Annotated in this window: 23 protein-coding genes; 7 read left to right on the top strand and 16 right to left on the bottom strand. The window is 69.9% G+C overall.

The window, feature by feature from the left end:
- Positions 1 to 7 precede the first annotated feature (7 nt).
- Positions 8 to 874 carry a LysR family transcriptional regulator gene (locus tag ACVN9Z_RS21215; RefSeq protein ID WP_054515259.1) on the top strand — a complete coding sequence of 289 codons (867 nt, stop codon included), beginning with the start codon at positions 8 to 10 and terminating at the stop codon, positions 872 to 874.
- Complete coding sequence (locus ACVN9Z_RS21220; protein ID WP_026384995.1) at positions 867 to 2,096, top strand: hypothetical protein; 1,230 nt, start codon at positions 867 to 869, stop codon at positions 2,094 to 2,096. Before ACVN9Z_RS21215 ends, ACVN9Z_RS21220 begins: the two co-directional genes overlap by 8 nt.
- On the opposite strand, the gene ACVN9Z_RS21225 is transcribed toward ACVN9Z_RS21220, so the two are convergent.
- The 5 genes from ACVN9Z_RS21225 to ACVN9Z_RS21245 form a co-directional block, all read right to left on the bottom strand.
- Positions 2,091 to 3,566, bottom strand: a complete 1,476-nt coding sequence (locus ACVN9Z_RS21225; RefSeq protein ID WP_458212582.1) for a tetratricopeptide repeat protein — start codon at positions 3,564 to 3,566, stop codon at positions 2,091 to 2,093. The genes ACVN9Z_RS21220 and ACVN9Z_RS21225 overlap by 6 nt on opposite strands.
- 90 nt (positions 3,567 to 3,656) lie before the next feature.
- Positions 3,657 to 4,283: a DUF6985 domain-containing protein gene (locus tag ACVN9Z_RS21230; protein ID WP_458212583.1), complete on the bottom strand. Its 627-nt coding sequence runs from the start codon at positions 4,281 to 4,283 to the stop codon at positions 3,657 to 3,659.
- 39 nt (positions 4,284 to 4,322) lie between these two features.
- Entirely contained in the window at positions 4,323 to 5,723 is a 1,401-nt protein-coding gene (locus ACVN9Z_RS21235) for a S41 family peptidase (protein ID WP_346505842.1), read from the bottom strand.
- A 70-nt stretch (positions 5,724 to 5,793) separates the two neighbouring features.
- A complete protein-coding gene (locus ACVN9Z_RS21240; RefSeq protein WP_006384911.1) occupies positions 5,794 to 6,282 on the bottom strand; it encodes a hypothetical protein in 489 nt (162 codons plus the stop codon).
- Positions 6,279 to 6,647: a Rap1a/Tai family immunity protein gene (locus ACVN9Z_RS21245; RefSeq protein ID WP_035181679.1), complete on the bottom strand. Its 369-nt coding sequence runs from the start codon at positions 6,645 to 6,647 to the stop codon at positions 6,279 to 6,281. The genes ACVN9Z_RS21240 and ACVN9Z_RS21245 overlap by 4 nt, the downstream gene beginning before the upstream one ends.
- A 379-nt stretch (positions 6,648 to 7,026) precedes the next feature.
- Here ACVN9Z_RS21245 and ACVN9Z_RS21250 point away from each other — a divergent pair, with 379 nt between their 5' ends.
- The 5 genes from ACVN9Z_RS21250 (at position 7,027) to ACVN9Z_RS21270 (ending at position 12,634) form a co-directional block, all read left to right on the top strand.
- Positions 7,027 to 8,010 (top strand): DNA-binding protein, encoded by a 984-nt coding sequence (locus tag ACVN9Z_RS21250; RefSeq protein WP_458212584.1) that lies wholly within the window; start codon positions 7,027 to 7,029, stop codon positions 8,008 to 8,010.
- A gap of 72 nt (positions 8,011 to 8,082) precedes the next feature.
- Entirely contained in the window at positions 8,083 to 9,189 is a 1,107-nt protein-coding gene (gene ydiK / locus ACVN9Z_RS21255) for an AI-2E family transporter YdiK (protein ID WP_049054692.1), read from the top strand.
- Between the two features lie 193 nt (positions 9,190 to 9,382).
- The gene (locus ACVN9Z_RS21260) at positions 9,383 to 10,108 is read left to right on the top strand and encodes an RNA pseudouridine synthase (protein WP_006384916.1); all 726 of its coding nucleotides are present in this window, start codon (positions 9,383 to 9,385) and stop codon (positions 10,106 to 10,108) included.
- Positions 10,109 to 10,517: 409 nt separating this feature from the next.
- Entirely contained in the window at positions 10,518 to 11,456 is a 939-nt protein-coding gene (locus tag ACVN9Z_RS21265; RefSeq protein WP_020927661.1) for a S66 peptidase family protein, read from the top strand.
- A 29-nt stretch (positions 11,457 to 11,485) separates the two neighbouring features.
- On the top strand, positions 11,486 to 12,634 hold the full coding sequence (locus tag ACVN9Z_RS21270) for a zinc-binding metallopeptidase family protein (protein WP_024068848.1): 1,149 nt from the start codon (positions 11,486 to 11,488) through the stop codon (positions 12,632 to 12,634).
- A gap of 28 nt (positions 12,635 to 12,662) precedes the next feature.
- On the opposite strand, the gene ACVN9Z_RS21275 is transcribed toward ACVN9Z_RS21270, so the two are convergent.
- The 11 genes from ACVN9Z_RS21275 to ACVN9Z_RS21325 form a co-directional block, all read right to left on the bottom strand.
- Positions 12,663 to 13,517: an SAM-dependent methyltransferase gene (locus ACVN9Z_RS21275; RefSeq protein ID WP_049054693.1), complete on the bottom strand. Its 855-nt coding sequence runs from the start codon at positions 13,515 to 13,517 to the stop codon at positions 12,663 to 12,665.
- Positions 13,518 to 13,573: 56 nt separating this feature from the next.
- Positions 13,574 to 14,875 (bottom strand): APC family permease, encoded by a 1,302-nt coding sequence (locus tag ACVN9Z_RS21280; RefSeq protein ID WP_049054696.1) that lies wholly within the window; start codon positions 14,873 to 14,875, stop codon positions 13,574 to 13,576.
- A 412-nt stretch (positions 14,876 to 15,287) separates the two neighbouring features.
- A complete protein-coding gene (locus tag ACVN9Z_RS21285; protein ID WP_035181226.1) occupies positions 15,288 to 15,938 on the bottom strand; it encodes a helix-turn-helix domain-containing protein in 651 nt (216 codons plus the stop codon).
- Positions 15,939 to 16,016: 78 nt separating this feature from the next.
- A complete protein-coding gene (locus ACVN9Z_RS21290; RefSeq protein WP_049054695.1) occupies positions 16,017 to 17,471 on the bottom strand; it encodes an N-acyl-D-amino-acid deacylase family protein in 1,455 nt (484 codons plus the stop codon).
- 31 nt (positions 17,472 to 17,502) lie between these two features.
- Positions 17,503 to 18,495, bottom strand: coding sequence for an ABC transporter ATP-binding protein (locus tag ACVN9Z_RS21295; protein ID WP_458212585.1), 993 nt, complete (start codon positions 18,493 to 18,495; stop codon positions 17,503 to 17,505).
- On the bottom strand, positions 18,492 to 19,505 hold the full coding sequence (locus ACVN9Z_RS21300; RefSeq protein ID WP_024068851.1) for an ABC transporter ATP-binding protein: 1,014 nt from the start codon (positions 19,503 to 19,505) through the stop codon (positions 18,492 to 18,494). Before ACVN9Z_RS21300 ends, ACVN9Z_RS21295 begins: the two co-directional genes overlap by 4 nt.
- A 10-nt stretch (positions 19,506 to 19,515) precedes the next feature.
- Positions 19,516 to 20,391, bottom strand: a complete 876-nt coding sequence (locus ACVN9Z_RS21305; protein WP_024068852.1) for an ABC transporter permease — start codon at positions 20,389 to 20,391, stop codon at positions 19,516 to 19,518.
- A gap of 13 nt (positions 20,392 to 20,404) precedes the next feature.
- Positions 20,405 to 21,340 carry an ABC transporter permease gene (locus ACVN9Z_RS21310; RefSeq protein ID WP_104414320.1) on the bottom strand — a complete coding sequence of 312 codons (936 nt, stop codon included), beginning with the start codon at positions 21,338 to 21,340 and terminating at the stop codon, positions 20,405 to 20,407.
- 106 nt (positions 21,341 to 21,446) lie between these two features.
- Positions 21,447 to 23,024, bottom strand: coding sequence for an ABC transporter substrate-binding protein (locus ACVN9Z_RS21315; protein WP_173361363.1), 1,578 nt, complete (start codon positions 23,022 to 23,024; stop codon positions 21,447 to 21,449).
- A 50-nt stretch (positions 23,025 to 23,074) separates the two neighbouring features.
- Positions 23,075 to 24,520, bottom strand: a complete 1,446-nt coding sequence (locus tag ACVN9Z_RS21320; protein WP_054514010.1) for a M81 family metallopeptidase — start codon at positions 24,518 to 24,520, stop codon at positions 23,075 to 23,077.
- 28 nt (positions 24,521 to 24,548) lie between these two features.
- A complete protein-coding gene (locus tag ACVN9Z_RS21325; protein ID WP_006384223.1) occupies positions 24,549 to 24,926 on the bottom strand; it encodes a RidA family protein in 378 nt (125 codons plus the stop codon).
- Positions 24,927 to 24,935 lie beyond the last annotated feature (9 nt).

Consider the following 24,935-nt stretch of genomic DNA (forward strand, 5'->3'; position numbering starts at 1 on the left):
TCCACGGATGAAGTTCAAGCACATCGAGACTTTTCGCGTCGTGATGCTGACGCGGTCCATGACGCTGGCCGCCAGCCAGCTCCACACGTCTCAATCGAACGTCAGCCGGGTCATCGGCCAACTGGAAAGCGCGACGGGATTCCGCCTGTTCGAACGCCGCGCGGGCGGCTTGGCGCCCACCCCTGAAGCCGAGGCGTTCTATCAGGAAGTGCAGCGCGCGTTTCTCGGCATGGATGCGCTGGCCGACGCGGCCCGCCTGATCCGCCAGGTCGGTCCCGGCACGCTGCGCATCGGCGCGGTGCCGTCCATTGCCATGTGCGTCATGCCCAAGGTCATGCGAACGTTCCGCCAGCGTTATCCGGACGTGCCGGTGTCGATACACACAGGCGACTCACCGATGGTCGCGAAATGGACCGCGACGCGCTACTGCGACCTGGGCCTGGTGTCATACCTGGCCGATACGCCAGGCGTTACCGCGAGCCTCTGGGCGCAGGAGGAGGGGGTTTGCATCGTGCCGAGCGGGCACCGCCTGGCGCGCAGGCGCAAGGTCAGTGCCCGCGATCTGGATGGAGAGCCCTTTATCTCGTTGACGCAGGGCGATGGCACGCGGGCGGCGATCGACGCCGCCTTTGAGCCGGATCGCCGCAAGCTTATTCTGGACACGCCCTACGCAGCCACCATCTGCCGCATGGTGGCGATGGGGCTGGGCGTGAGCGTGATCAATCCGCTGGTGATGCGACATTTGAAGATACCGGGCGTGGTCTGCCTGCCTTTTGCGCCGGCGGTCGTGTTTTCCCGCCACATCCTGGCGGCACAGCAACAAGCCGAGTCAAGCCTGACCGCGGCATTCCTGGAGTGTCTACGCGATGAATGATGTCCGCGCAACCGCCGCGCCGCACCAGGGACGGCGCGCATTCGGCCGGCTCTGCCGCCAATTCGGCCTGTCGGCCGTCCTGGCCTTGACGGCGGCCTGGCCCGCCGGGGCGGCGCCACGGGACCCGTCCATCGCGGCGGCGCCGCGCGCGGAGATTCCGGCGCGCGACCGGCAAGCGCTCGCGACGATCGCGCGCCAGTATCAGGCGGCGAAAGGCGAGGCCGACAGGACCGGCGCCATGCAGGCGTTGGCCGAGCTTCTCTGGACGGCGTCGTTTCTGCCGCAACGCCGCCAGGGCGGCGTCACCCTGCCGGATGAACTGTTGCAAACCATGGGCCGGGACCTGGCCGGCAACGTGCCGCAGGCGCGCATGCAGGCCTTGGCCAGGGTCCTGGCCGTGCTCGATGCGAGCGGCCGCGCCGCCATGGCGGCGCCGTTGCTCGGACACTTGCGGCAGAGCCCGACGGAACCAGCGCGCGCGGCCGCGCGGACGGCGCTCTGGAGCGCTACCCGGGGCGCGCCGGAACAGCTTTTCCAGGCCATCAGGGACACCCGGGACGAGCGGATGCTCGGCGATCTGGCGCAGGTCGCGCGCGGCGCTTCCTTGCCCGCGGACGTGCGCCAGAAACTCGATGCGGCCGGCGCCGCGTCAACGTCGCCGGCTATTCGCGTCCAGATCGCCCAGGCCCTCGGGCCGGGCGCGTCCGGCTATGACGACGTGGTTCGCGGCCTCATCGCGGAATTGGAAGCGGCGCCTTCGGACGAGGCGCGTGAACGCATCATCGTGACGCTGGGCGGCTTTGCCAAGCCTGATGATGCCATCGCGCGGGCGATGATCGATGCCGTGTCGCGCAGCCGCGCGCCGTCCCGGGTGACATGGCGCGCGCTGGCGCAGGCCGGCCCGGCGGGGCTGCTGTATCTTGCCGCATCGGTGAAAAAGGAATCCGATGCCGCGCGGCTTGTCGACAAGGCGACGATGCTGGCCGCGGTGGCGGGCGAATCCGGGCCGTTGCCGGCGACGATCGCGCCGGCGGTGCTCGACGCGGCGATCAGCGCGCGCCTGCGCAGCGATGATCCGCTGCTGCGGTCATCGGTGCAGGCGCTGCTGATCCGATCGGGGCCGGCCGCCGTCGCGCCGATACGGCAGGCGCTGGACCGCGCCGCGCCCGGCCAGGCGCGCGACGACCTGGCGGCGGCGCTGGCCCGCCTGGAAGCGTCATGACGCGGGCTGGCCGTCGCTTTCGGGAGCCAGGCGTCGCATCGTGGCTTCGCTGACGCCGGTGGCGCGCAGCTCGTCGGCGAGCCGCTCGGCCCGTTCGCGCTGGCCGGGCGGCATGTGGGTCAGGAGCATGTCGCGATACTGCGCCATCTCCTCGTCCGGCGAGGCAATGGCGCTGATCAATGCGAAGGCGGCTTCCAGATTGCGCGGCACGCCGCGTCCTTCGGCGTACATCACTCCCAGGCCGAACGTCGCCTGGCGGTGGCCTTGCGTGGCCGCCTTGCGCATCAGACGCACGGCCTGCGCATCATCCTGCGCGACGCCATCGCCGTTGGCATACATCACGGCAAGGTTGAACTGCGCTCGCGGATAGCCCTGGTCGGCTGCTTTCCCGTACCACGCCCGGGCCGACGCGAGGTCGCGCGGCACGCCGCGTCCGAAGTCGTATTGCCGCGCCAGGTTGTACTGTGCCGTATCCAGACCTTGCTCGGCGGCACGACGGTACCACCGCACAGCCTGCGATTCGTCCTTCGGCACGCCTCGTCCCTGCTCATACAGCGTGCCCAGCGTGTCCTGGGCCGGTGCATGGTTCTGCTCGGCGGCTTTGCGCAACCATTGCGAGGCCTGCAAATCGTCCTGGGGCACGCCCCGGCCGGACAGATAAGCGCCGCCCAGGCGGTCCTGCGCGGCGGCATTCCCCTGGTCGGCGGCGCGGCGCCACCACTGCACGGCGAGCTTATCGTCGGCGGGCACGCCACTGCCGGTGAAGTACATGGCGCCGAGATTGTTCTGCGCCTTGGGCAGCCCCTGTTCGGCGGCCTTGCGGAACCACTCGACCGCCTTGCCGACCTCGCGCGGCCCGCCCAGTCCGTCCGCGTACATGACGCCGAGGTTGTTCTGGGCCTCGGCGTGGCCCTGGGCCGCCGCCAGGGCGAACCAGCGCCTGGCCTGGGCATCGTCCCGCCGCGGGGCAGGGGCGTCGAAGAAGTGGTCGCCCAACTGATACCGGGCCTCGGCGTAGCCCTGGTCGGCGGCGCGGCGCCACCATTGCACGGCCAGGTCTTCCTGGCGCGCCACCCCCTGGCCCTGGGCGTACATCCGGCCGAGCATGGTCTGCGCTTCGGCATTGCCCTGGACGGCGGCTTTCTCGCACCATTGCGCGGCAAGCGCGTAGTCCTGCGGCACGCCGCGACCGTTCGCATACATCACGGCCAGGTTGAACTGCGCGCCGGCTTCCCCCTGCTCGGCGGCGCGGCGCAACCATGCCACCGCTTGCGCATCGTCCTTCTCGCCGCCTTGCGCATTCGCGTACATCAGGCCCAGGCTGTCTTGCGCGCCGGCCGCCAGCGGCCCGCAGCATAAGGCCAGTACCAGGAGCGCCGCGGGCCATCGCGCCGGGCGGCCCGGCTGGCGCCGCCGGATGCGTTGGCTGCCCACGCCGGGGGGGGAACGAACCGAGGAAATCAAAACCACGTCTTGCTCCTGAATCGCGCGGATCGCCGCAAACGCGGAAGGGGTTCCACGCTTTCCGCCGCATCCGCAAGGTGGACGACAGGCCGGGCGCTATTGGCCCGTGCCCAGGGACGTCGCGTGCCGCGCCGCGATCCATGACAATGACCCGACGTCGGCGCCGCCGGTCTCGATGACGTCGGTGCCGGCCATCATCAATCCGTAGCCGTGCTCATCATCCCAGGCGCAGCGCAAGTCCAGGCCGATGTAGGGCCCGCCGTCGACGGGGTGGAACGTGATGCTGTTCAGGCGGATCAAGGTGAGCAAGGTCTGCTCGTCCCAGTGCGGCGGCAGGCGGAAGGCATCATCGTCCAGCACGATGCCATCCTGCTCGGCGCGCAGGCGCGGCAGGTCCGCCAGCATGGCATCCACCACCGCGCGGTGGAATGCGGCGTCATGGTCCAGCAACCATCGGGCCGCCGCGATCATCATCGGCGCCGGCTGCTCGCCGGAGCCATCATCGTTCTCGAAAAAGGCGATGACTTCACCGTCCTGCGCGAGCCGGTCGTGGTGGGCCTGGCCTTTCGATGCGGCAAGGGCGCCGGCGCCGCGCAATCGCGACGTCGCGGGCAGCGGCAACGCCGCCAGCCAGACGCGCCAGGCGCTGTTCGGCCCATAGAGCGTCGGCAGGCCGGGCACCGATAGCGGCAGGTAGTCCGGTGGAATCTGGTCGGTATGCATCGGTTTGCTCCTTCGTTCCGGGTCGGGCATGGGCCCGCCTCAATCGGCGGTTGCGTGGGCCAGGGCGGCCCGCGCGGCCAGCAGGGCCACGTCGGCGCGGGCGGGCGCGCCCGCCACCGCGTCGCGCACCCGTTGCGCCAGGGCGCCGTTGAAATCGGCCGCGATATCGTCGCGCACGGTGATGCGCCGCTTGGCCTCGTCGAGCCGCATGTCCGGCGCCACCCCTGTCCCGTCCAGCCGGGCGCCGTTGGCGCGGTGGACACGGTGGGTGGTGACGATCAGCGCGCCCTGGCCGGCGGGCAGCGGCAGGACGGTCTGGATCGTGCCCGCGCCCAAGGTCTTCGCGCCGATCAGCAAGGCGCGGCCGTGGTCCTGCAGGGCGGCTGCCACGATTTCCGCGCCGGCGGCGGTGCGGCCATCGACAAGCACCACCATTGGCACGCCACGCGGCACGAGAGGATCGCGGGCGCGCAGCGCGCGAACGTTGTCCGGGGCGCGGCCGCGCAGGCTGCCGATCACGGACCCTTCGGGCAGCGCCAGGCCGGCGACCTGCTCGGCCGCGTCGAGCAGCCCGCCGGCGTTGCCGCGCAGGTCCAGCACCAGGCCCGCCAGCGGCGCGGCGGCGCGCGTGGCCGCCGCGTCGACGGCATCCCGCAGCTGGCCGCCGGTTCTGCTGTCGAAGGCGGAGTTGCGGATCACCGCGACCGCGCCGTCCAGTTCCCAACGCACCGTGGGCGGCGCCTGCACCGGCCCGCGCACGGGTTGCGCCATGATCGCGCCAGCCGTGCCCGGCCGCCGCAGCGTGAGCATGGGACGGGTGCCGGGCGCGCCGCGCAGCAGGGCAACGGCTTCGGGCAGCGGCAGGCCCGCGGTGGCGCGGCCGTCCACGCGGGTCAGGATATCGCCGGCCTGGATGCCGGCTTGTTCACCGGGGCCGCCAGGCAGGGGCCGCACGACGGTCAGGGCGCCGTCCCGGATCGACAGTTCGAGGCCCACCGATGCAGGCGGCGGCGCCAGTTCGGCGCGGGAGGCGACGCGGCTATAGGGGTCAAGGCCGGTCATCATGCCGCGCAGGGCCGCATCCAGGGCCGCCTCGCGCGGCGCGCCGTCGCCAAAGCGCAGGATCTCGCCGGCCAGGATGCGGGTCTGGGGGGTAATGCCCTCGGCCTGCCTGCCGGCCAGGATGGCCTGTTCAATCCCGGCCTGGCGTGACGGCGCGGCCGTCTCGGGCAGCGCGCCGAGCGCGCGCAGGCCGCGCACGGTCAGGGCGCCCGAATCGAGCGGATCGACATACTGGTTCACCACCTGGGTCATGGCGGCCGCGAGCGTGGTTTCGATCTCCTGGCGTTCGAGGGCCGCGGCGGGCGTAGCCTGCGCGACGGCGCCCGCCAGCAGCAGGGCGTGCAGTGACCGCCTCAGCGGGAAGCTGCGCCCGTTCAACGTTCACCGCCTTGTCGCGGACCCCGCCGCGCACGGCGGGATGGCAGCGGCCGGGGCGGGCGAGGACGGATCAAGCCCGGTCTCCTGGCGACGACGGGGATGACCGAAGGGAGGGCGCAGTCCTGTCGGGCCGGGCGATGCACCAGAAGCTGGCGCCCACCAGGGCGCCCAGGACGGCGGCGGACAAGGGCACCCCGGGGCGCGACACGACGGTGTCGGCCAGCATGTACAGGGCCAAGCGCAGGTCGCCGGGGCCGAACAGCGAGGCGATGAGAAGCGCGGCGCACCAGCCGGCCAGGCCGATGGCGGTGAAGGCCAGCACGTAGGGCGCCAGCGTGACGCGACCGCGCCGCCGCAGCACGCGATGCGCCGGCAGGCCCAGCACGGCCATGGCGATGGCGCCGGCCAGCAGGCCCAGCAGCGTGGCCATGAGGGTCCAGTCCGGCTGCCCGCCGGCGCCGATGAAGCCGGGCTCGCGCCAGAAGAGCCGCGCTTGCAGGCCCAGGAACAGGGCGGTCCAGAACGGCCCGGCCAGAAAGGCAAAGAGAAGTCTCGTCATCCTGGGCAGGCAAACGACTGCCGCAGCGCCTCGCTCACGAGCGGACCGGCATTTCCGCCGAGACGGCTGGCGGGCAGTGTGGACAGGTAGCTGTACACCCTGTCCTTCAGTTCATGCGGCAGGACGCCGCCGCGGGTGCACCAGGCCGTGCCTTGCGTCAGGTCGGCGATCCCGAGCACATAGGCTTGCGCATAGGAAGAAGAGAATTGGCGGCGAAGCGATGCGTCGCGAATCTCGGAGGGCATCCGGCCTTCCAGGGCCGCGACCAGCTCGGCGCCGGTGAAGTGCCAGGTCCGGGCTGCCTGCGCCTGGCAGGTGGCGAAGGCGGAGGCGGACAACATGATGATCAACGCCAAGCGTTTCATTGGCAGCTTCACCCTTCGGCCCGACTGGCGGCCCTGAGATCGTGTGCATTCGGTTGTCGATGGATGCGTGGGATCTTAGCACCCGTGGCCGGGCAGGCCATGCCGGCTCTCGGCGCACAGGCAGGGTGCATGTAGAGCGCGGCCGCCATCTCCGGCGTCCGGATGCTTGCGGCCGGCATGCCGGAAATCCGCCTCAAGCTCGCCTCGCGAGCGGAAATTCCGGCGATTTTCGCGCTTGATACCCTCAGATCAAGGGGGCGCTGGCGTTTAGTTATATTTCATACATATGGTGTATGATATATAATGAATAAGGAAAATTACTCACGATAAGATTCCATTATCGTGAGTAAATCATCGATATCTGCCCAGGAAACCCGCCATGGCCACCGGAATCACCGAACAGGACGTCTGGCGCGCCGCCGATGCCTTGCTGCTGGAAGGCGCGCGCCCCACCATCGAGCGCGTGCGCCAGAAGATCGGCCGCGGCTCGCCCAATACGGTCAGCCCGCACCTGGAAACCTGGTTCCGCGCATTGGGCGCCCGGATCCAGGACCCGGGCGCTTTCGCCGCGCCGACGCCGGTGCCGCAGCCCATCGCCCAGGCCGCCGCGCACTTCTGGGAGGCCGCCCTGTCGGCGGCCAGGGCCGACCTTGCCGCCGACAATCGCGAACGCGAAGACGCGCAACGGGCGGAAGACCAGCGCCTGGCCGACCTGGCCGCGCAATTGGCCCGGCGCGAGGCGTTGCTGGCCAGCCGCGAGCGCGACCTGGAAGAAGCCCTGAAAGTCGCAACCGGGCAGTTGGCGGCAACGGAAGCGCGCCTGCGCACGGCCGAAAGCCAGCTGCGCCAGCGTGACGAGGCGCTGGCCCACGGCCAGCAGCAGCTTGCCGATGCGCGCGCCGCCTTGCTGGCCCAGGTAGCCGATGCCGAACGCGGCCGCCAGGAGCAGGCCGAGGCGCTGGCGGCCGCCCATGCGCGCCACGCGGCGCATGAACGCCGCTGGCTCAACGATCTGGACGCCGAGCGCGGCAATGCCAAGCGCCTGCATGCGGCCGAGGCCGAGGCCGCCGAGCGCCTGCGTGTGGCCGAATCCGAGGCCGCCGCGCAACTGCGCGCGGCGCAGGCCGAGGCCCAGGCGGAGCAGGGCCGGCGGCTGGCCGAGCTGGCCACGGCGCGGGAAGCGCTGCAGGCATCGCGCCGCCGCGAGCAGGAACTGGCCCAACGCCTGGCGGCCGCCGAAGCGCAGCAGGCCGAATTGATGGCGCAACAGAAAGCCCGCGACGCGCAGCTGCTGGAACTCACGCGCCACCTGATTTCCGCCCCCGCCGCGCCGCCGCCAGCGTCTGGCGGCGGCGCCGCCTGAGGCCGCGCCGCGCCGCGCCCGCCGAAGTTCGGATAAATTCATACACGGCCAATCCGCCGCCTGGAGTCCAGCTTGAACCCGAACCCACGTCCGCCCGCGGATCTTGCCCGCAACCTGCTCGTCGTCGTCATCCTCTCGGCGCTGATGATCGGCAGCCTGTATGTGCTCAAGCCGTTCCTGTTCGGCTTGATCTGGGCCACCACCATCGTGGTGGCGACCTGGCCGGTGATGCTGGCGGTGCAACGGCGCTGCGGCGGCCGCCGCTGGCTTGCCACCGTGGCCATGCTGATCGTGCTGCTGGTGGTGATCGTGCTGCCGCTGTACCAGGCCATCTCGACGCTGGCCCTGCATGGCGGGGCCATCATGACCGCGATCAAGGGCCTGCCTGACTATGCGCTGATGGCGCCGCCGGGCTGGGTGCGCGGGATTCCGCTGGGCGGCGAGCGCATCGCGCATGAATGGCAGGCGCTGGCCGACGCCGGCGCCGGCGGCCTGCTGGCGCGGCTGGAGCCGTACATCACCATGGCGGCCAAGTGGCTGCTGAGCAATGCGGCCATCGTCGGCGTGTTCGTGATGCACATGCTGATCACCATCGTCATTGCCGGCATTCTCTACAGCCAGGGCGACGTGGCGGCGGATTTCATGCAGCGCTTCGCCAACCGGCTGGCAGGGCACCGTGGCGTGGCGGCGATCCGCTTGGCGGGCCTGTCGATCCGCGCGGTGGCGCTGGGCATCGTGGTGACGGCCGTGGTGCAGTCGGCGCTGGGCGGCCTGGGCCTGTGGATCGCCGGCGTGCCGGCGGCAGGCATCATCACGGCCTTGATGCTGATGCTGTGCCTGGCGCAACTGGGGCCTTTCCTGCCCCTGCTTGGCGGTGTGATCTGGCTGTTCCAGAACGACATGAAAGTGGCGGCGGTCCTGCTGCTGGTATGGGCGGTGCTGGTCACCATGCTCGACAACCTGCTGCGGCCGCTGCTGATCAAGCGCGGCGTGAACCTGTCGATGCTGCTGATCCTGGCCGGGGTGCTGGGCGGCATGTTTGCCTTCGGCATTGTCGGCCTGTTCATCGGCCCGGTGATCCTGGCGGTGACCTCCACACTGCTCAAGGCCTGGGTCGACGAAGTGCCGCCGCCGGCCGCCGACGCGTCGCTGGCGGCTCGCCCGTCCGTCGAGCCCTGAGCCGCGCAAACTGTCCCGCACGGGCCGCCGTGGGAAAACCGCGTAACATCCGCGCCAGGCCCCATGCCTGCGCCGAGAGCGCCGCGCGGGGCCGGTCTGTTCCCGCCTTTCACGCTGTATTCGAGATGACGATATTTCCGCCGATTTCCCGCCCCATCCATTTCCCGGTCCTCCTTTCTTGCGCGGGCCGGCCATGAGCGACAGCGTCCGCCTGGCCAAGCGGCTGGCCGCCGAGCAATCCTGTTCCCGTGGCGACGCCGAACGCTACATCGAGGGCGGCTGGGTCGCCGTGGACGGCAAGGTCGTCGAGGAACCCGGTTTCCGCGTCAGCCCTGGCCAGGTTGTCGTCCTGCTGCCGGGCGCGCGGCTGGAAGAGATGCGGCCGGTGAGCATACTGGTGCACAAGCCGGCGGGCCTGTCGGCGTCGGACCCGGCGCATTCGGCGCTGGGCCTGGTCGTGCCCGAAAACCTGATGCCGGGCGACCGTTCGGGCCAGCGCTATCTCAAGCGCATGTTCAACGGCCTCAAGCTGGCCACGCCGCTGGAGCGCGCGGCCAGCGGGCTGGTGGTGTACACGCAGGAATACGCGGTCGCGCGCAAGCTGGTGGAAGAGGGGCGCCACGTCGAGCAGGAATACATTGCGCAGGTGCGCGGCACGCTGGACGCGGTCGGGCTGGCGCGACTGCAGCGCGGCCTGGCCTATGAGGGCCGCCCGGCCACGCCGATGAAGGTCAGCTGGCAGAACGAAACCCACCTGCGCTTCGCGCTCAAGACGCCAGCCCTGGGTTTCATTGAATACGCCTGCGACATGGCGGGGCTGGAACTGCAGGCCCTGCGCCGTATCCGCATCGGTCGACTGCCGATGGCCGGGCTGGCGGTGGGGCAATGGCGTTATCGGCTGGAATACGAGCGCTTCTGACAACTTAAAGTGATTTCTGGAATAACTTAAAGTGTTTTCTCGAATAACTTAAAGTGAATTCTAGGATGAGGCGCTGCGGATTCAGCGTCGGGACGCCTGAGCCAGCGAGTTGCAGGTGGCCGCAAGGTCCGGGCTTTTTCTCATGTAAATTATAGATAATTCCAATAAGTGATTGATAAATAAAACAATATAAAACGAACAAGGATCCAATATGGCGATACGGCCTCGCGAGTCTCAAGTCCCGATCGATCCCGCGCGACGCGGCCTGCTAAGGGTCGCGGGCGCCCTGGGATTGTCCAGCCTGGCGCTGGCGGGTTGCGCGAGTCGGGTGACGCCTTCGGGAGCCGGCCCGGCCGCGACCACGCGTGACACGGCGGCAAGCGGTGCCGCGCCCGGCCGCGACACGGCCGTGCCCGCCTTGCGGCCGGGCGGCCGGGTGGCGATCGTGGCGCCCGCGTCGGCGGCCGACGGGGCGGCCCTGGACGCGGCCGAATGGCTGCAGGCGCGCGGCTACGAGCCCCGCATCATGCCCGCCGCGCTCACGCGCAGCGATGCGCCATACGACTACCTGGCCGGCGATGACAATGCGCGCCTGAACGACCTGCACTCGGCGTTCGCCGATCCCGCGATCGACGCGATCTGGTGCCTGCAGGGCGGCTTCGGCTCATGGCGGCTGGCCGACAGGCTCGACTTCGACCTGCTGCGCCGACATCCCAAGCCCTTCATCGGATACAGCGACATCACGGCGCTGCATCTGGCAATGCAGCGCCATGCCGGTTTCGTCACTTTCCACGGTCCGATGCTGGCGCAGGACCTGCTGGCCGGCAAGGAGGAACCCACCGCCAGCCACGTGCTGGCCATGGTGGGCGGGCAGATCGGGCAGGGCGCCTGGATTGACGCGCCGCCCGCATCCAATCCGGTGGTCCTGGCGCCGGGCGTGGCCAGCGGCCGGCTGGTGGGCGGCAACCTGGCGCTGATCGCCGCCATGATCGGCTCGCGCCATGAGATCGCCACGCGCGACGCCATCCTGTTCATCGAGGACGTCAACGAGGCGCTGCCCCGCATCGACCGGCTGCTGTGGCAGTTGCGTTCGGCGGGCAAGTTCGACCATATCAAGGGCGTGCTGGCGGGCAATTTCACCCGGCTGGGCCTGCCGATGGGCGACGCGCCGGGCCAAAGCCAGTTGTTTCCGCTGCTGCTGGAACAGTTCGGCGGGCGCGGCATACCGGTGCTGGCGGCCTGGCCCAGCGGCCACGGCGATCCCAACCTGACGCTACCGCTTGGCGCGAAGGTGACGCTGGACACCCAGCGCCGCGGACTGCGGCTCGATCAGGCGGTGGCGCGGTAAGCGCGCCGCCCCGTGCCGGAGCCCCACGCATGAATGATTTTTTCCAGGCCCTGGGCCGCCAATTGAAATCCCCGCATCGCTCGCGCGCCAGCGAGCGCCATGCCCGCGCCAAGGCATTCCGCTGCGTCTGCGGCCAGCAGGTCTTTTTCAACAACAGCGAATGCCTGAACTGCCACCGGCAACTGGGCTTCGACCCAAAGCGCGGCCACGTCCTGGCGCTGGACCCCGGCAAGGCCGGGGGCCTATGGATCGAAGCCGGGCGCGCGCGCGGCCGGACCTTCAGGCGCTGCGCCAATTACGCCTCGGCCGCGGCCTGCAACTGGCTGCTGCCGGCCGCGGCCAGCGGGTCGCTCTGCCTGGCCTGTGGCCTGAACCGCACCATTCCCGATTTATCCGTCGCGGAAAACGGCCCGCTATGGGGCAAGGTGGAAGCCGCCAAGCGCCAGCTGGTCGCCCAGCTCCTGACGCTGGGCCTGCCTATCCGGCGCTCGCAGGCGGCGGGCGACGGCGGCCTGGCGTTCGATCTGCTGGCCCCGGCGGCGGACGGCGCGCCGCTGCTGACCGGGCACAACCGCGGGCTGATCACGCTGAACATCCGCGAGGCCGACGATGCCTACCGTGACCGGGTGCGCGAGGCGATGCATGAGCCTTACCGCACGCTGCTGGGGCACTTCCGCCACGAGATCGGCCATTTCTACTGGGACCAGCTGGTGGCCGGCGGCCCCTGGCTGGCGCCGTTCCGCGCCGTGTTCGGCGATGAGCGCGCCGACTATGCGCAGGCGCTGCGGCGCAATTACGAGCAAGGTCCGCCGGCCGACTGGGCGGGGCGTTTCATCAGTACCTATGCGTCCTGCCACCCGTGGGAAGACTGGGCCGAGACCTGGGCCCACTACCTGCACATGATGGACACGCTGGACACCGCCATCAGCTTCGGCGTCACCCGCGTGGCCGTGCAACAGGCCGTTGAGCCTTTCACCCGGGTATCGCTGTACGATCCGGACGATCCCGAAGGGCAGGGCTTTCTCGACCTGGTCAACGCCTGGGTGGCGCTGACCGGGGCGCTCAACGAGCTGTCGCGCAGCATGGGGCAGCGTGATTTCTATCCGTTCGTGCTGCCGGCCGCGGTGGTCGGCAAGCTGCAATTCGTGCACCGGGTGATCCGGGCCGCGGCGCGCTAGGCCCGCGGAGCCCGGCGCCGCCGCGGCGCTAGATCCGCCGCGCCGACCATTGCCCCTTGCCCGCGGCGTTGCCACTGATGGCGTTGCCGTCCACTTCGCCGGTGTAGCGCACGCCATCGACGGAGAACGATATCCTGCGCCCGTCCATGCGCGCATCCGTGATCTCGCTGCCGCCCAGTTTGCCCGTCAGCATCTGGTAGCGCTGCTCCAGCAGCAACCGGCGGCCGTCCAGGTCCCACTGGCCGCCGACCTTGGCCGGCACGATCCACAGCAGCGCGTTGCAGTAGGTCTGGCAGGCCTCGGTAACCGTCTCGGAGGCGTCCGGCTCCCAATCGCCCATGCGGAAGGTGTTGGACACGATGCGGGTGCCGGGCGCCAGCTCCAGCAGCCGCGGCCGCAGTTTTTCATTGATGGTCGACAGCAGGAACATGGTGATCACGTCCGCCTGCGACAGGTCGGTCTCGAACAGGTCCGCCACCTCGAAGGTGGCGCGGTCGGCCACGCCCGCCTTGGCCGCGTTGCTGCGCGACAGGGTCACCAGGTCGGGGTTGTATTCGATGCCCTTGGCCCGCAGGCCGCGTTGGGCGGCGGTGATGACGGTGCGGCCATCGCCCGAGCCCAGGTCCATCAACCGGTCCCGCGGCGTGACCCGGGCCATGTCGAGCATCTTGTCGACCAGGGCCTGCGGGGTCGGCACCCAGATGACGTCCTTGCCGTCCTGGCCCACGTCGGGCACGTAGGCGTCGGTCTTGGCGGGGGGCTCCGCGGTTGCGCCGGCGGCGCGCGCCTCGGCCAGCAGCGAAATGGAGAAGGCCAGGGCCAGCGCCGACCCCAGGGCGGCCCAGCGGCGGGCGAACGGAACGGACGATAGGGCAGCTTGCATGATGAAGACTCCTTGGGCGGACGGAAAAAAGGGCGTGGCGGCGAGGGCCCCGGCGGTCAACCGGGCGGCTCGGCCGGCGACGCCCCGGCGGGCTTGAGCAGGCGCAGCACCGGGACGCCGACCGCCAGCACCGCCAGCCCGATCAGGGCGCCGGCGCCGGCATAGACGGCGCTGGAATAGACCAGCCCGGCGCAGGCCAGCGCCAGCAACGCCGGGGTCAGGGGATACAGCGGCACCCGGAACGGCCGCGGACGCGCCGGATCGAGCCGGCGCAGGCGCCACACGGAGGCCGCCACCAGCAGCATGAACAGCCAGAACACCGGCGCGGTGTAGGCGACCATGGCCTGCACGCCGTTGTGGCTGAAGGCGCCCACCCCCAGCAAGGCCAGCGTGATCGCGCCCTGGGCCAGCAAGGCGCTGACCGGCGCCTCGTTGCGCGCGCTCCAGCCGGCCAGCGCCCGCAGGCGCGGCAGGTCGCGCCCCAGCGCGTAGTAGACGCGCGCGCCGGTGATGATGGTGCCGTTGATGGTGCTCAGCGCGGTGGCGCAGATCACCAGGCTGAGCAGGGCGGCGGCGTAGGGGCCGGCCGCCAGCTGCATCACGGCCGCGCCCAGCGCCGGCGTGTCGCGCAGGCCCTGCAGCCCGAACAGTTCCAGCAGCGCCAGGTTGGTCAGCAGGTAGGCGCCGGTGACCACCGCGGTGCCGATCAACAGCACCCGCGCCATGTTGCGTCCGGGGTTGCGCAGTTCGCCGCTGAGATAGGCGGCCTCGTTCCAGCCGCCGTAGGTCAGCAACACGAACACCATGCCCATGCCCATCAGGCCGGCCACATTGCCTTCCAGCGCTGTTGGCGCCGGCGCCAGCGGCGTCGAGGTGAACAGCGCGGCGGTCAGCACCGCCGCCAGCGCCGCCAATGTCAGGATCGTGAACAGCCATTGCAGCCGCTTCGAGTGGCGCGTGCCGGCCACGTTCAGCGCGGTCAGGCCGATCACCGACAGCGCCGCGTGCGTGGTGGCGCCGTGTTCGCCCAGCGGCAGCAGTTGCTGCGCATAGTCCCCGTAGATGAAGGCCACCACCGCGATCGCGCCGGTCTGGATTACGGTGCAGCGGGCCCAGGCGAACAGCAGGCCCACGCGCGGCCCCCAGGCGCGCGACAGATAAAGGTATTCGCCGCCGGCGCCGGGATAGGCCGCGCCCAGCTCGGCGTAGCACAGCGCGCCCACCAGCATCACCAGGCCGCCGGCGCACCAGTACGCCAGGTACATCGCCTCGGACGCCGCGTGCTGCGCCACCAGGGGCGGAAAGCCGAAGATGCCGATGCCGATCACCACGCCGACCAGCACCACCGTGGCGTCCATCACCGACAGGCCCGGCGGGCCGGACGCGGCGGTGGCCGCGCCGCCTCGCTCGCCGGCGGCACCGGGGTGGGCGCGCAACGGACGGCGCGGCAAAGACGGCATGGCATTCTCCCGGCAGGTTGCCGCCGCGCACGATGCGCGGGGGCTCGGACTCACGGCTGGAGGGCGTCAGGCGACACGGCCCGTTGGCCAGGGCGTCATCCGGCCTGGCGGGGCGGCATGGCCTGTTTCCAGGCCTGCTGTCCTGACAAGTAGCTGAATAATGAGTGACCCCGGGCGGGGAAAGAAAGTTTCTACGGGATTTCCCGTAGCGGCGAATGGCGATGCGCGTGCCTCCGGCCGCGGCGGGCCGGCGGCACGCGCACAAGGCGCCAGGCGGGCGCTGCCCGCGGCAGGAAGGAGGCGGGCGGCCTCAGGGCTTGCGCGGCGCGGGCTTGAGGCGCGAGGGCACTTCGTCCAGGTCGCTGCACACGGCCAGCACCTCGGCCGGTTTCTTGCTCAGCGACAGGTAGACATGGCCGATGCCGCTGTCGAAATAGGCGGATTCCAGCCGGTTCAGCACCACGCTGTCGCCGTTCTCGAACTGGATGCGCACCTTGCCCGACAGCACCAGCGCGAACTCCTGCCCGGGATGGCGGATGTAGTCCTCGAACTCGACGACCTCGCGCGCGTCGATCAGGGCCAGCATGGGCATCATCTTCTTGCCCGGGTATTCGCCCATCAGCAGCCGGTAGTGATAGTTCTCGGTGGCGTAGTCGCGCGCGTCGCTGAGCTTGTTCTTGACGTAGGTGGGAGCCACCTCGGCCTGGGCCGCGTCGCCCAGCATGAACATGCGCGTCATGTCGATGCCCAGCGCCCGCGCCAGCGCGGCGAACTTCTCGTAGCTCAGGGCGATCTGGCCCAGCTCGGCCTTGGACAGGGTCGAGACCGCGATGCCGCTGGCCTGCGACAGGTCTTGCAGGGTCATTTTCCGGGCCTTGCGCTCGGCGCGCAGGCGCGCGCCCATCACTTCCTTGCCCACGATGTCGGGTGGGGCCGTATTGCGAGCGGAGGGAGGGGCCATGTAGCGGTTTGCGTCCAGGGTTGGGAGGGGGCGGCACGCCGCCCCGTTCACGCCGGATTGTAAGGGCTGGCGCCGGGCTCAGGCGGCCGTGCGTGCGAGCACGCGGCCGGCATGCTGGCCGGTGAACGCCTGCTCTTGCCAGACCGGCGCGCCGTTGACGTACACGGAATGGATGCCGGCGGCGCGCTCGGTGGGGCGTTCGAAGGTGGCGGTATCGGCCACCGTGGCCGGGTCGAACACCACCAGGTCGGCGAAGTACCCGGCCTGCAGCTGGCCGCGCCCGGCCAGGCCGAAGCGCGCGGCGGTCAGGCCCGTCATCTTCCATACCGCCGTCTCCAGCGGGAACAGGCCCAGGTCGCGCGCATAGTGCCCCAGCACCCGCGGGAAGGTGCCCCACAGGCGCGGATGCGGGCGCTCGTCGTGCGGCAGGCCGTCGGAGCCGATCATGGTCGGGCCGAACGCCAGGATGCGCTGCACGTCGGGCTCGTCCATCATGAAGTAGATGGCGCCGGCCGGCTGCAGCTCGGGCACCACGTCGTACTTGGATTTGCCACGCTCGGCCGCGACTTCATCCAGGTCGCGCCCGCTCAGTTCGGGGAAGGGCTTGCACCAGGTGATGATGGTGCGTCCGGCCAGCAGCACGCGGTCCTGCTTGAGCATGGTGGAGCCGGCCACGTAGGGATACGCGTCCAGCGAGACGTCCTGGCGCGCCATGGCGGCCTCGATCAGCGGCAGCGTCTCGCGCGAGCGGCCGAAATTGGGCTGGCCCATGACCTTGTGGTGCGAGATCACCACCGGCACGTCCAGCTCGCGGCCGATGCGGAAGGTTTCCTCCAGCGCGGCCACGATGTGCTCGCCTTCGTCGCGCATGTGGGTGGCGTAGATGCCGCCATGCGCGCTCAGCGGCCGGCACACCTCGATGATCTCTTCGGTGGTGGCGCGGGCGGCGGGCGGGTAGAAGGCGCCGGTCGAAATGCCGATGGCGCCGCTGGCCATGGCTTCCTCGGCCAGGTCGCGCATGGCCGCGATTTCCTCGTCGGTGGCGGCGCGCTGCAAGTCCGGCATGACCGCGGCGCGCAGCGTTGAATGGCCCACCATGCAGGCGGCGTTGACGGCCGCCGGCGTGGCCCGCAACGCGTCCAGGTAGTCGGCGAAGCGCTCGAAACGGTACGAACCGCCTTCGTCCAGCAGGTCCAGGGGGGCGGGCGGGTTGGCGTGCGCCAGCGGCGCCAGGCTGATGCCGCAATTGCCCGTGACCACCGTGGTGACGCCCTGCGAGATCTTGGGCGTCATGTCGCGGCGCCTGAGCAGGTAGTTGTCGTCGTGGGTGTGCGAGTCGATGAAGCCGGGCGCGACCACCAGGCCCGACACGTCGACCCGGGTGTGCGCGGCGGCGTCCGACAGATCGCCGATGGCGGCGATGCGGTCGCCGCGCACGCCCAGGTCGGCGCGCCGCCCCGGGGTGTTGCTGCCGTCGATGAGGGTGCCGCCCGCGAGCAGCAGGTCGAAGGGCTGGGAATCGGATTGGGACATGGAAATCTCCGGCGGGGCGATCAAGTGGCGATCAAGTGGCGAAATGGCAGGCGACCAGCTGGCCGGAGCCGACCGGGCGGGCGATGGGGGTTTCCTGGGCGCAGCGCGCCTGGGCCAGCGGACAACGGGTGCGGAAGGCACAGCCGGACGGCGGCGCCAGCGGGCTGGGAATCTCGCCCTTGAGCACCGCCACGGGGGCGCGTTCGCCCCGGCGGGCCGAGGGCACCGCGGCCAGCAGGGCGCGGGTATACGGATGCGACGGACGGTTGAACACCGCATCGCGGCTGCCGCTCTCGACGATCCGCCCCAGGTACATCACCGCCACATGGTGGCTGATGTGTCGCACCACGCTCAGGTCATGCGAGATGAACACGTAAGTCAGCCCGAGGTCGCGCTGCAGGTCCATCAGCAGGTTGATGACCTGCGCCTGCACCGACACGTCCAGCGCCGACACCGGTTCGTCGCAGACGATCAGGCCCGGTTCCGGCGCCAGGGCGCGGGCGATGACGATGCGCTGGCGCTGGCCGCCGGAGAACTCGTGCGGGTAGCGGTCGGCGGCGTCCGGGCGCAGGCTGACGCGGGCCAGCAACTGCGCCACCCGTTCGCGGATGGCCTCGCGGCCGTAGCCGAAGTTGCGCAGCGGCTCGCCGATGATGTCGCGCACCCGCATGCGCGGGTTCATCGACGAGAACGGATCCTGGAAGATGAATTGCATGCGCCGCCGCATGGCGCGCAACTGGCCGCTGTTCATCGCGGCCAGGTCGGCGCCTTCGAGCAGGATGCGGCCCGCGGTGGGATCGGTCAGGCGGATCAGGCACTTGCCGGTCGTGGACTTGCCGCAACCGGACTCGCCCACCAGGCTCAGGGTCTGGCCGCGCGCCACCGAAAGGGACACGCCGTCCACGGCGCGCAGCACCTTGCCGCCCTCCAGCGGGAAGTGCTTCTTCAGGTCGGTCACCTGCAGCATGGGGGCGGCGGAGGCCGCCGCGACGGCGGATGGGAAGGGGGCGTCGTGCAGGTTCATCGCGGGTCTTGCTCCATCTTGGCGGCCGGCGCGGGCTGGCGCGCCCAGCACCAGACACGGTGGCGGTCGCCGCTGGCGACTTCCGGCGGCGCCTCCTCGGCGCAGCGCGGCAGGGCCTCGGGACAGCGCGCCGCGAAGGCGCAGCCGCGCGATTCGGGCGTCACCACCGGCACGATGCCGGGCAGCTCGGCCAGGCGGGCGCCGTGGTCCTGGCCATCGACGAAGTCGGGCAGCGAGCGGATCAGCGCCTGTGTATAAGGATGGGCGGCACGGTCCAGCACGTCGTCGACGCTGCCTTCCTCGACCTTGCGACCCGCGTACATGACGATGACGCGCTGGCACATCTGCGCCACCACGCCCAGGTCGTGGGTGATCAGCACGATCGCCGTGCCCAGCCGCGCCTGGATGTCGCGCAGCAAGTGCAGGATCTGCGCCTGGATGGTCACGTCCAGCGCGGTGGTCGGCTCGTCGGCGATCAGCACCTTGGGCTGGCAGGCCAGGGCCATGGCGATCATGGCGCGCTGGCGCATGCCGCCGGACAACTGGTAGGGGTATTCATGCACGCGCCGCGCCGGGTCGGAGATCTGCACCAGTTCCAAGAGCGCCTCGGCCTGCTTCATGGCCTCGCGCCGCGACAGGCCCTGGTGCAGCATCAGCGGCTCGCTGATCTGGCGGCCGATCGTGAAGACCGGATTGAGCGAGGTCATGGGCTCCTGGAAGATCATCGACAGCTGGTTGCCGCGCACCGCCCGCATGGTTTTCTCGGGCAGGGCCAGCAGGTCGCGGCCGTCGAATTCGACGCGGCCGCGCGCCACGCGCCCGGGCGCGCGCAGCAACCGCATGATGGACAGCGACGTGACGCTCTTGCCGCAGCCGGATTCGCCCACCAGGCCAAGCGTCTCGCCCGGCATCAGGTCGAACGACAGGCCGTCCACGGCCAGCACCGTGGTGTCATCGCCCTCGAAACAGGTGGTCAGGTCATTCACTTGCAGGACAGGTTGGGATGGCATGCGCGCGCTCCTACAGCTTTTTCGCCAGGCGCGGATCGAGCATGTCGCGCAGCCCGTCGCCCACCAGGTTGACGGCCAGCACGGCCACGCCCAGGAACAGGCCCGGGTAGAGGATGATGTGGAACGCCACCGCGACGAAGTTGCGGCCTTCGGCCATGATGTTGCCCCAGCTGGGAATCTGCGGCGGGATGCCCACGCCCAGGAAGCTCAGCACGGCCTCGGTCAGGATGGCCGAGGCGGCGATGAAGGTGGCCTGCACCATCAGCGGCGCGAACAGGTTGGGCAGGATGTGGCGCAGCAGGATGGCCGGCACGCGGGTGCCGGCGGCCACGGCGGCCTCGATGTAAGGCTGTTCGCGGATGGTCAGCACCAGGGCCCGCACCAGCCGCACCACGCGCGGCACTTCCGGCACCACGATGGCCACGATCACGGTGGCCAGGCCGCCCTTGAGCGTGGCCATCAGCGCAATCGCCAGCAGCACGCCGGGGATCGCCATCAGGCCGTCCATGATGCGCATGATCACGGCGTCCAGCCGCCGGAAATAGCCGGCCAGCATGCCCAGCAGCACGCCGCCCGCGGTCGACACCAGCGCGACCACGACGCCGACCAGCAGCGACACCTGCGCGCCCCACAGGGTGCGCGCGTACACGTCGCGGCCCAGCGCGTCGGTGCCGAAGAAGTGTTCGGCAGACGGTGGCTTCATGCGCGCCAGCGGGTTGATGTCTTGCGGATCGATCGAGGTCAGCCAGGGCGCGGCCACGGCGATCACGGCCAGGGCCAGCAGGATCGCGGCGCCGACGTACAGCATGGGATGGCGCCGCAGCGAACGGACGGCGCGCCGCCAGCGCGGGCGCGCCGCGGCCAGGGGCAGGGTGGTGGTGGTCATGGATCGCCCCTTTTCAATAGCGGATACGCGGGTCGAACAGGCGGTAGCTCAGGTCGACGAGCAGGTTGATCAGCACGTAGATGCCCGAGGCCACCAGCAGCACGCCCTGGATCACGGGGTAGTCGTGGCGCAGCACGGCGTCGATGGTCAGCCGCCCCAGGCCGGGAATGGCGAACACGGTTTCGGTGACCACCACGCCGCCGATCAGCAGCGCCACGCCCACGCCGATGGTGGTGACGATGGGATTGGCGGCGTTCTTGAGCGCGTGCCAGACGATCGGCCCGGCCGCCAGGCCCTTGGCTCGGGCGGTGCGGATGTAGTCTTCCGACAGCGCCTCCAGCATGGTGGCGCGGGTCATGCGGGTCAGCAGGGCCATGTACACCAGGCCCAGCGACAGACAGGGCAGCACCAGGTGCCGCAGATAGGGCGCCAGCCCGTCCGCCAGCGGCTTGTAGCCCTGCACCGGCAGCCAGCCCAGCTTGATGGAAAAGCCGTAGACCAGGCTGTAGCCGATCAGGAACACCGGCACCGAGAACGCGCAGACCGCGCCGATCATCACCAGCCGGTCCAGCCATTTGCCGGCGTTCCAGGCCGCCAGCACGCCCAGGGGTATCGCCGCCAGCACGGCGAACAGCATGGTGAAGGCGGCGATCGACAGGGTCGGTCCCATGCGCTGGCCGATCAGTTGCGCCACGGGCATCTGGGTGGCGATGGATGTGCCCAGGTCGCCGGTGGCCAGGTGCCCGACCCAGATGCCGAACTGCGTCAGCAGCGGCTTGTCCAGGCCCAGGTTCTGGCGGATCTTTTCCACGTCCTCGGTGGTGGCGTTGTCGCCCGCGATCACCGCCGCCGGATCGCCCGGCGACAGGTGGATCAGCAGGAACACCACGACCGCGACCACGGCCATGACGGGTATGACGGCCGCGATGCGGCGCAGGATGGTTTTCACGCTGGGTTTCCCCCCGGCCTGGCGCGGCGCGCGCGGAGCGCTTGGCGGCGGCCTGATTGTCCGGGAGCGGGGCGCGCTTGCAGATCACGCGCGGCCCCGCGCCGCATCATGGTTTTTCGACGTTCCACATGACCGGAATGCCGGTCTTCATCAGCTCGGTGTGCGTCAGCCCGCGGATGGCCGACACCGGCTTGAATTCGCCCCACATGACGTAAGGCACCGTCTGGTAGGCGCGCGCCTGCAACTGCGCCGCGATCTCCTTGCGCTTGGCGGCGTCGGGCTCCTGGATCCACTGGGTGCGCAGCGTGTCCAGTTCCTTGTCGCAGGGCCAGCCGGGCAGGCTGTTGCCGCAGGCGGCCGACAGCCATGGATTGGTGACCGGCGTGCTGGCATCGTAGTACCCGCCCCAGGTCAGGAACAGGTTCCAGCCGCCCTGGTCGGGCGGGTCCTTCTTCAGGCGGCGCGCCGCCAGCGAGGCCCAGTCCATGGTCTGCAGGTCGACCTTGAGGCCGGCCTTCTTCATGTTCTGGGTCAGCACCATGACGGCGGGCGCGCTGATGTGGTCGGTGGGGTAGAGCACCACGATCTTCTCGCCCTTGTAGCCGGCCTCCTGCAACAGCTGCCTGGCGCGCGCCAGGTCGGGCTTGGCGTAGGGCGCCGCGCCCGCGTCGCTGGCCAGCGGCGAGCCACAGATGTACAGCGTGGCGCAATAGTCGACCCGGTACTTCTCGGGGTAGCCGATGGCCGACAGCATTTCCTTCTGGTTCACCAGGTAGTACAGCGCCTGGCGCGCCTGCGGCTTGTCGAACGGCGGATGCAGCGCGTTGACGATGGCCATGCCCTGCGTGGCCACCGAGGTGTTCAGCTTGATGTCCGGGTTGCTTTCCAGCACCGGCAGGAAGTCCGGCGTGGTCTGCTCGATCATGTCGACTTCGCCGTTCATCAGCGCCGCCGTGGCGGTGTTGCCGTCGGGAATGTAGATCCACTCGACCCGGTCGACCTTGGCGACCTTGCCGCCGGCCAGGCCGTCGGCCGGTTCGTTGCGCGGCACGTACGCCGGGTTCTTCACGTACACGACCTTGTTGCCGGGCACCCATTCATCGCGCTTGAACAGGAACGGACCGGAGCCGACCATTTCCGTCACGGGCGTGTTAGCGTCGGTCTGCGCCAGCCGCTTGGGCATGATGAAGGGAGGCATGCCGGACGGCTTGGCCAGCGCGTCCAGCACCAGGCCGAAGGGCTGCTTGAGCGTCAGCGAAAAGCTGTCGGGACCGGTCGCGGCCAGTTCCGCGCCCGCCGCCATCAGGGCCTGGCCCAGCGTGTCCTTCTTGGCCCAGCGTTGCAGCGACGCAATGCAGTCCTCGGCCGTGACCGGCGTGCCGTCGTTGAATTTCAGCCCCGGACGCAGCTTGAAGGTCCAGGCCTTGCCGTCGGGCGAGGCGGTCCAGCTTTCGACCATCTGCGGCTTGGGCTGGCCGTGGCTGTCCTGCGCGAACAGGGTGTCGAACACCATGTAGCCGTGGTTGCGCGTGATGTAGGCGGTGTTGAACAGCGGGTCCAGCGTCTTCAGGTCGGCGTGCGGCACCATCCGCAGCGTCTTGCCTTGCGCCTGGGCCGGCTGGCCCGCGGCCAGGCCGAGGGCCAGCAGCGCGGCGGCGCCCAGCAGGCTGAATCGTTTCATCATGGTCATCCCCTTGTTTTCTCCGGTTGCCTGCGTGGGCAATGGGTTGGATATCAGCCCTTGAAGGGCCATTTCGGCAGCTTGCGCTTGGTGAAAGGCAGCGCGTTGTAGTCTTGCGTGATCGCCCCGGGCGTCTCGACATAGATGACGTGGCGGCCGAGCTTCGAGTACGAGGCGTAGAAATGCTGCGACGACTTCGGAATGACCAGCTTCATCGCGCCCAGGTCCACGCCGAACTGCGTGAACAGGTCGGTATCCATGGCCTGGGTGCGGTTGGTGGTCATGACGATGGTCACCCCCTGGCTGCGCACCACGGCCACATCGCCCAGCAGCGCGGGCGTGCCGGCCAGGCCGGTCATGACGGCGTCGCGCTTGAGCGCGACGATCTCACAGGCCAGGTCCAGCGGCTGGCCCGACACCGGCGCCACCTTGCCGCCGATGCGCAGCTTGATCTGCGCGCCTTGGCCGGCCTCGAAACAGAGTTGCACCGCCACCGGATCCCAGAACGGGCCGGTCGCCACGTCCTGGATGCCGCGCGCCAGCACGCGCTCCAGGATGAAGGTGGCATCGCTGGGCGCGCCGCCGCCGGCGTTGTCGGCCGAGTCGGCCAGCACCACCGGGAAGTCGGCCAGCGCCAGCGCCTGGTCCAGGGCTTCGTCGGCGCCGGGATAGGGCGGCGCCAGCTGGTCGCGAAAGCCGATGATCTCTTCGCCCAGCGCGCGCGCCAGCCGTTCGGCCTGGCCGGCGTCGCCATCGGTGTAGACCAGCACCTTGGAACCCATGTCGGGCGTGTCGCCCCACGGGAAGCCGTGGGCGATCGATACCGACAGCACGCCTTCCTTGCCTTCCATCGCCAGCAGGCGGTCGACGAAGCCGCGCATCGGCTCGCGGCTGGTGTGCATGATGGAGATCATCTCGCAGTCGAAGACCGCGCGCGTCGGCTTGATGCGGCCCTCGGCGCGCGCCACGCACAGGTCGACCAGGTCGTAGGCGCGGTCCAGGATGTCGGTGTGCGGATATTCCTTGAAGCAGACCAGGAAGTCGGCGCTGTTCATCATGGCGTCGGTCAGGTGGCAGTGCGGATCCAGTTCGGCGCCGATCACCGTGTCGGGGCCGACGATCTCGCGCGCCCGCCGCAGCAGGTCGCCTTCGCAGTCGTCATAGCCGTCAGCCACCATGGCGCCGTGCAGGCCGAACAGCGCGATGTCGACCTTGCCGGCGCGCCGCAGGTCGTCGAGCAATTCGTCTCGCAAGGTCTCGTAGGCGTGGCGCGTGGTCAGGCCGGCCGGCGTCGCGCCCGCCGTCATGCCCTCGATCAGCGTCCAGTCCTTGCCCTGGGCGCGCTGGCGCGCGGCCCACAGCGGGCCGGAGAACATCTGCATGCGGTCCGGGTGCTGGCCGGCCGGGTAGTAGCCGCGCGCCCGATAGGCCGACAGGCCGGTCGGGATGGGGGAAAAGGTATTGGTCTCGGTCGCCAGGGACCCGGAAAAAATCTTCATGCGCTCGCTCCGTTCTGGATGGTTGCCTTCAGTCGTTTCCGATATACGCCTGCACTTCGATCTCCACGTCGACGTTCAGGGCCAGGGCCGACGCCACCGTCGAACGCACCGGCAGCGCCGCGCCGAAGAACTCCTTGTAGACCTCGTTGAAACCCGCGAAGTGGCCCATGTCCGACAGCCACACCGTGGCCTTGACCACCTGGTCCAGGCGCGCGCCGCCGGCCGCCAGGCTTTCGACGATGCGCTCGCAGGCCGCGCGGGTCTGGGTCTGGATGTCGCCGCGCACCACCTCGCCGGCGGCGCTCATCGGCACCTGACCCGAAAGGAACAGGAAGCCGCCGGCCTTCACGGCCCGCGAAAACGGGAACGGCAGGCTGCTGGGCAGGCGCTGGATGGCTTGGCTCATGGAACGGGC

The organism is Achromobacter sp. KK8, from assembly GCF_054188005.1.

What these genes read in the sequence shown, in the direction of transcription:
- ACVN9Z_RS21305 (WP_024068852.1), bottom strand. Translation starts at nt 20,391, where the DNA reads ATGACCACCACCACCCTGCCCCTGGCCGCGGCGCGCCCGCGCTGGCGG.
- ACVN9Z_RS21315 (WP_173361363.1), bottom strand. Translation starts at nt 23,024, where the DNA reads ATGATGAAACGATTCAGCCTGCTGGGCGCCGCCGCGCTGCTGGCCCTC.
- ACVN9Z_RS21280 (WP_049054696.1), bottom strand. Translation starts at nt 14,875, where the DNA reads ATGGACGCCACGGTGGTGCTGGTCGGCGTGGTGATCGGCATCGGCATC.
- ACVN9Z_RS21240 (WP_006384911.1), bottom strand. Translation starts at nt 6,282, where the DNA reads ATGACGAGACTTCTCTTTGCCTTTCTGGCCGGGCCGTTCTGGACCGCC.
- ACVN9Z_RS21270 (WP_024068848.1), top strand. Translation starts at nt 11,486, where the DNA reads ATGAATGATTTTTTCCAGGCCCTGGGCCGCCAATTGAAATCCCCGCAT.
- ACVN9Z_RS21250 (WP_458212584.1), top strand. Translation starts at nt 7,027, where the DNA reads ATGGCCACCGGAATCACCGAACAGGACGTCTGGCGCGCCGCCGATGCC.
- ACVN9Z_RS21300 (WP_024068851.1), bottom strand. Translation starts at nt 19,505, where the DNA reads ATGCCATCCCAACCTGTCCTGCAAGTGAATGACCTGACCACCTGTTTC.
- ACVN9Z_RS21320 (WP_054514010.1), bottom strand. Translation starts at nt 24,520, where the DNA reads ATGAAGATTTTTTCCGGGTCCCTGGCGACCGAGACCAATACCTTTTCC.
- ACVN9Z_RS21325 (WP_006384223.1), bottom strand. Translation starts at nt 24,926, where the DNA reads ATGAGCCAAGCCATCCAGCGCCTGCCCAGCAGCCTGCCGTTCCCGTTT.
- ACVN9Z_RS21290 (WP_049054695.1), bottom strand. Translation starts at nt 17,471, where the DNA reads ATGTCCCAATCCGATTCCCAGCCCTTCGACCTGCTGCTCGCGGGCGGC.
- ACVN9Z_RS21220 (WP_026384995.1), top strand. Translation starts at nt 867, where the DNA reads ATGAATGATGTCCGCGCAACCGCCGCGCCGCACCAGGGACGGCGCGCA.
- ACVN9Z_RS21230 (WP_458212583.1), bottom strand. Translation starts at nt 4,283, where the DNA reads ATGCATACCGACCAGATTCCACCGGACTACCTGCCGCTATCGGTGCCC.
- ACVN9Z_RS21260 (WP_006384916.1), top strand. Translation starts at nt 9,383, where the DNA reads ATGAGCGACAGCGTCCGCCTGGCCAAGCGGCTGGCCGCCGAGCAATCC.
- ACVN9Z_RS21285 (WP_035181226.1), bottom strand. Translation starts at nt 15,938, where the DNA reads ATGGCCCCTCCCTCCGCTCGCAATACGGCCCCACCCGACATCGTGGGC.
- ACVN9Z_RS21275 (WP_049054693.1), bottom strand. Translation starts at nt 13,517, where the DNA reads ATGCAAGCTGCCCTATCGTCCGTTCCGTTCGCCCGCCGCTGGGCCGCC.
- ACVN9Z_RS21295 (WP_458212585.1), bottom strand. Translation starts at nt 18,495, where the DNA reads ATGAACCTGCACGACGCCCCCTTCCCATCCGCCGTCGCGGCGGCCTCC.
- ACVN9Z_RS21245 (WP_035181679.1), bottom strand. Translation starts at nt 6,647, where the DNA reads ATGAAACGCTTGGCGTTGATCATCATGTTGTCCGCCTCCGCCTTCGCC.
- ACVN9Z_RS21215 (WP_054515259.1), top strand. Translation starts at nt 8, where the DNA reads ATGAAGTTCAAGCACATCGAGACTTTTCGCGTCGTGATGCTGACGCGG.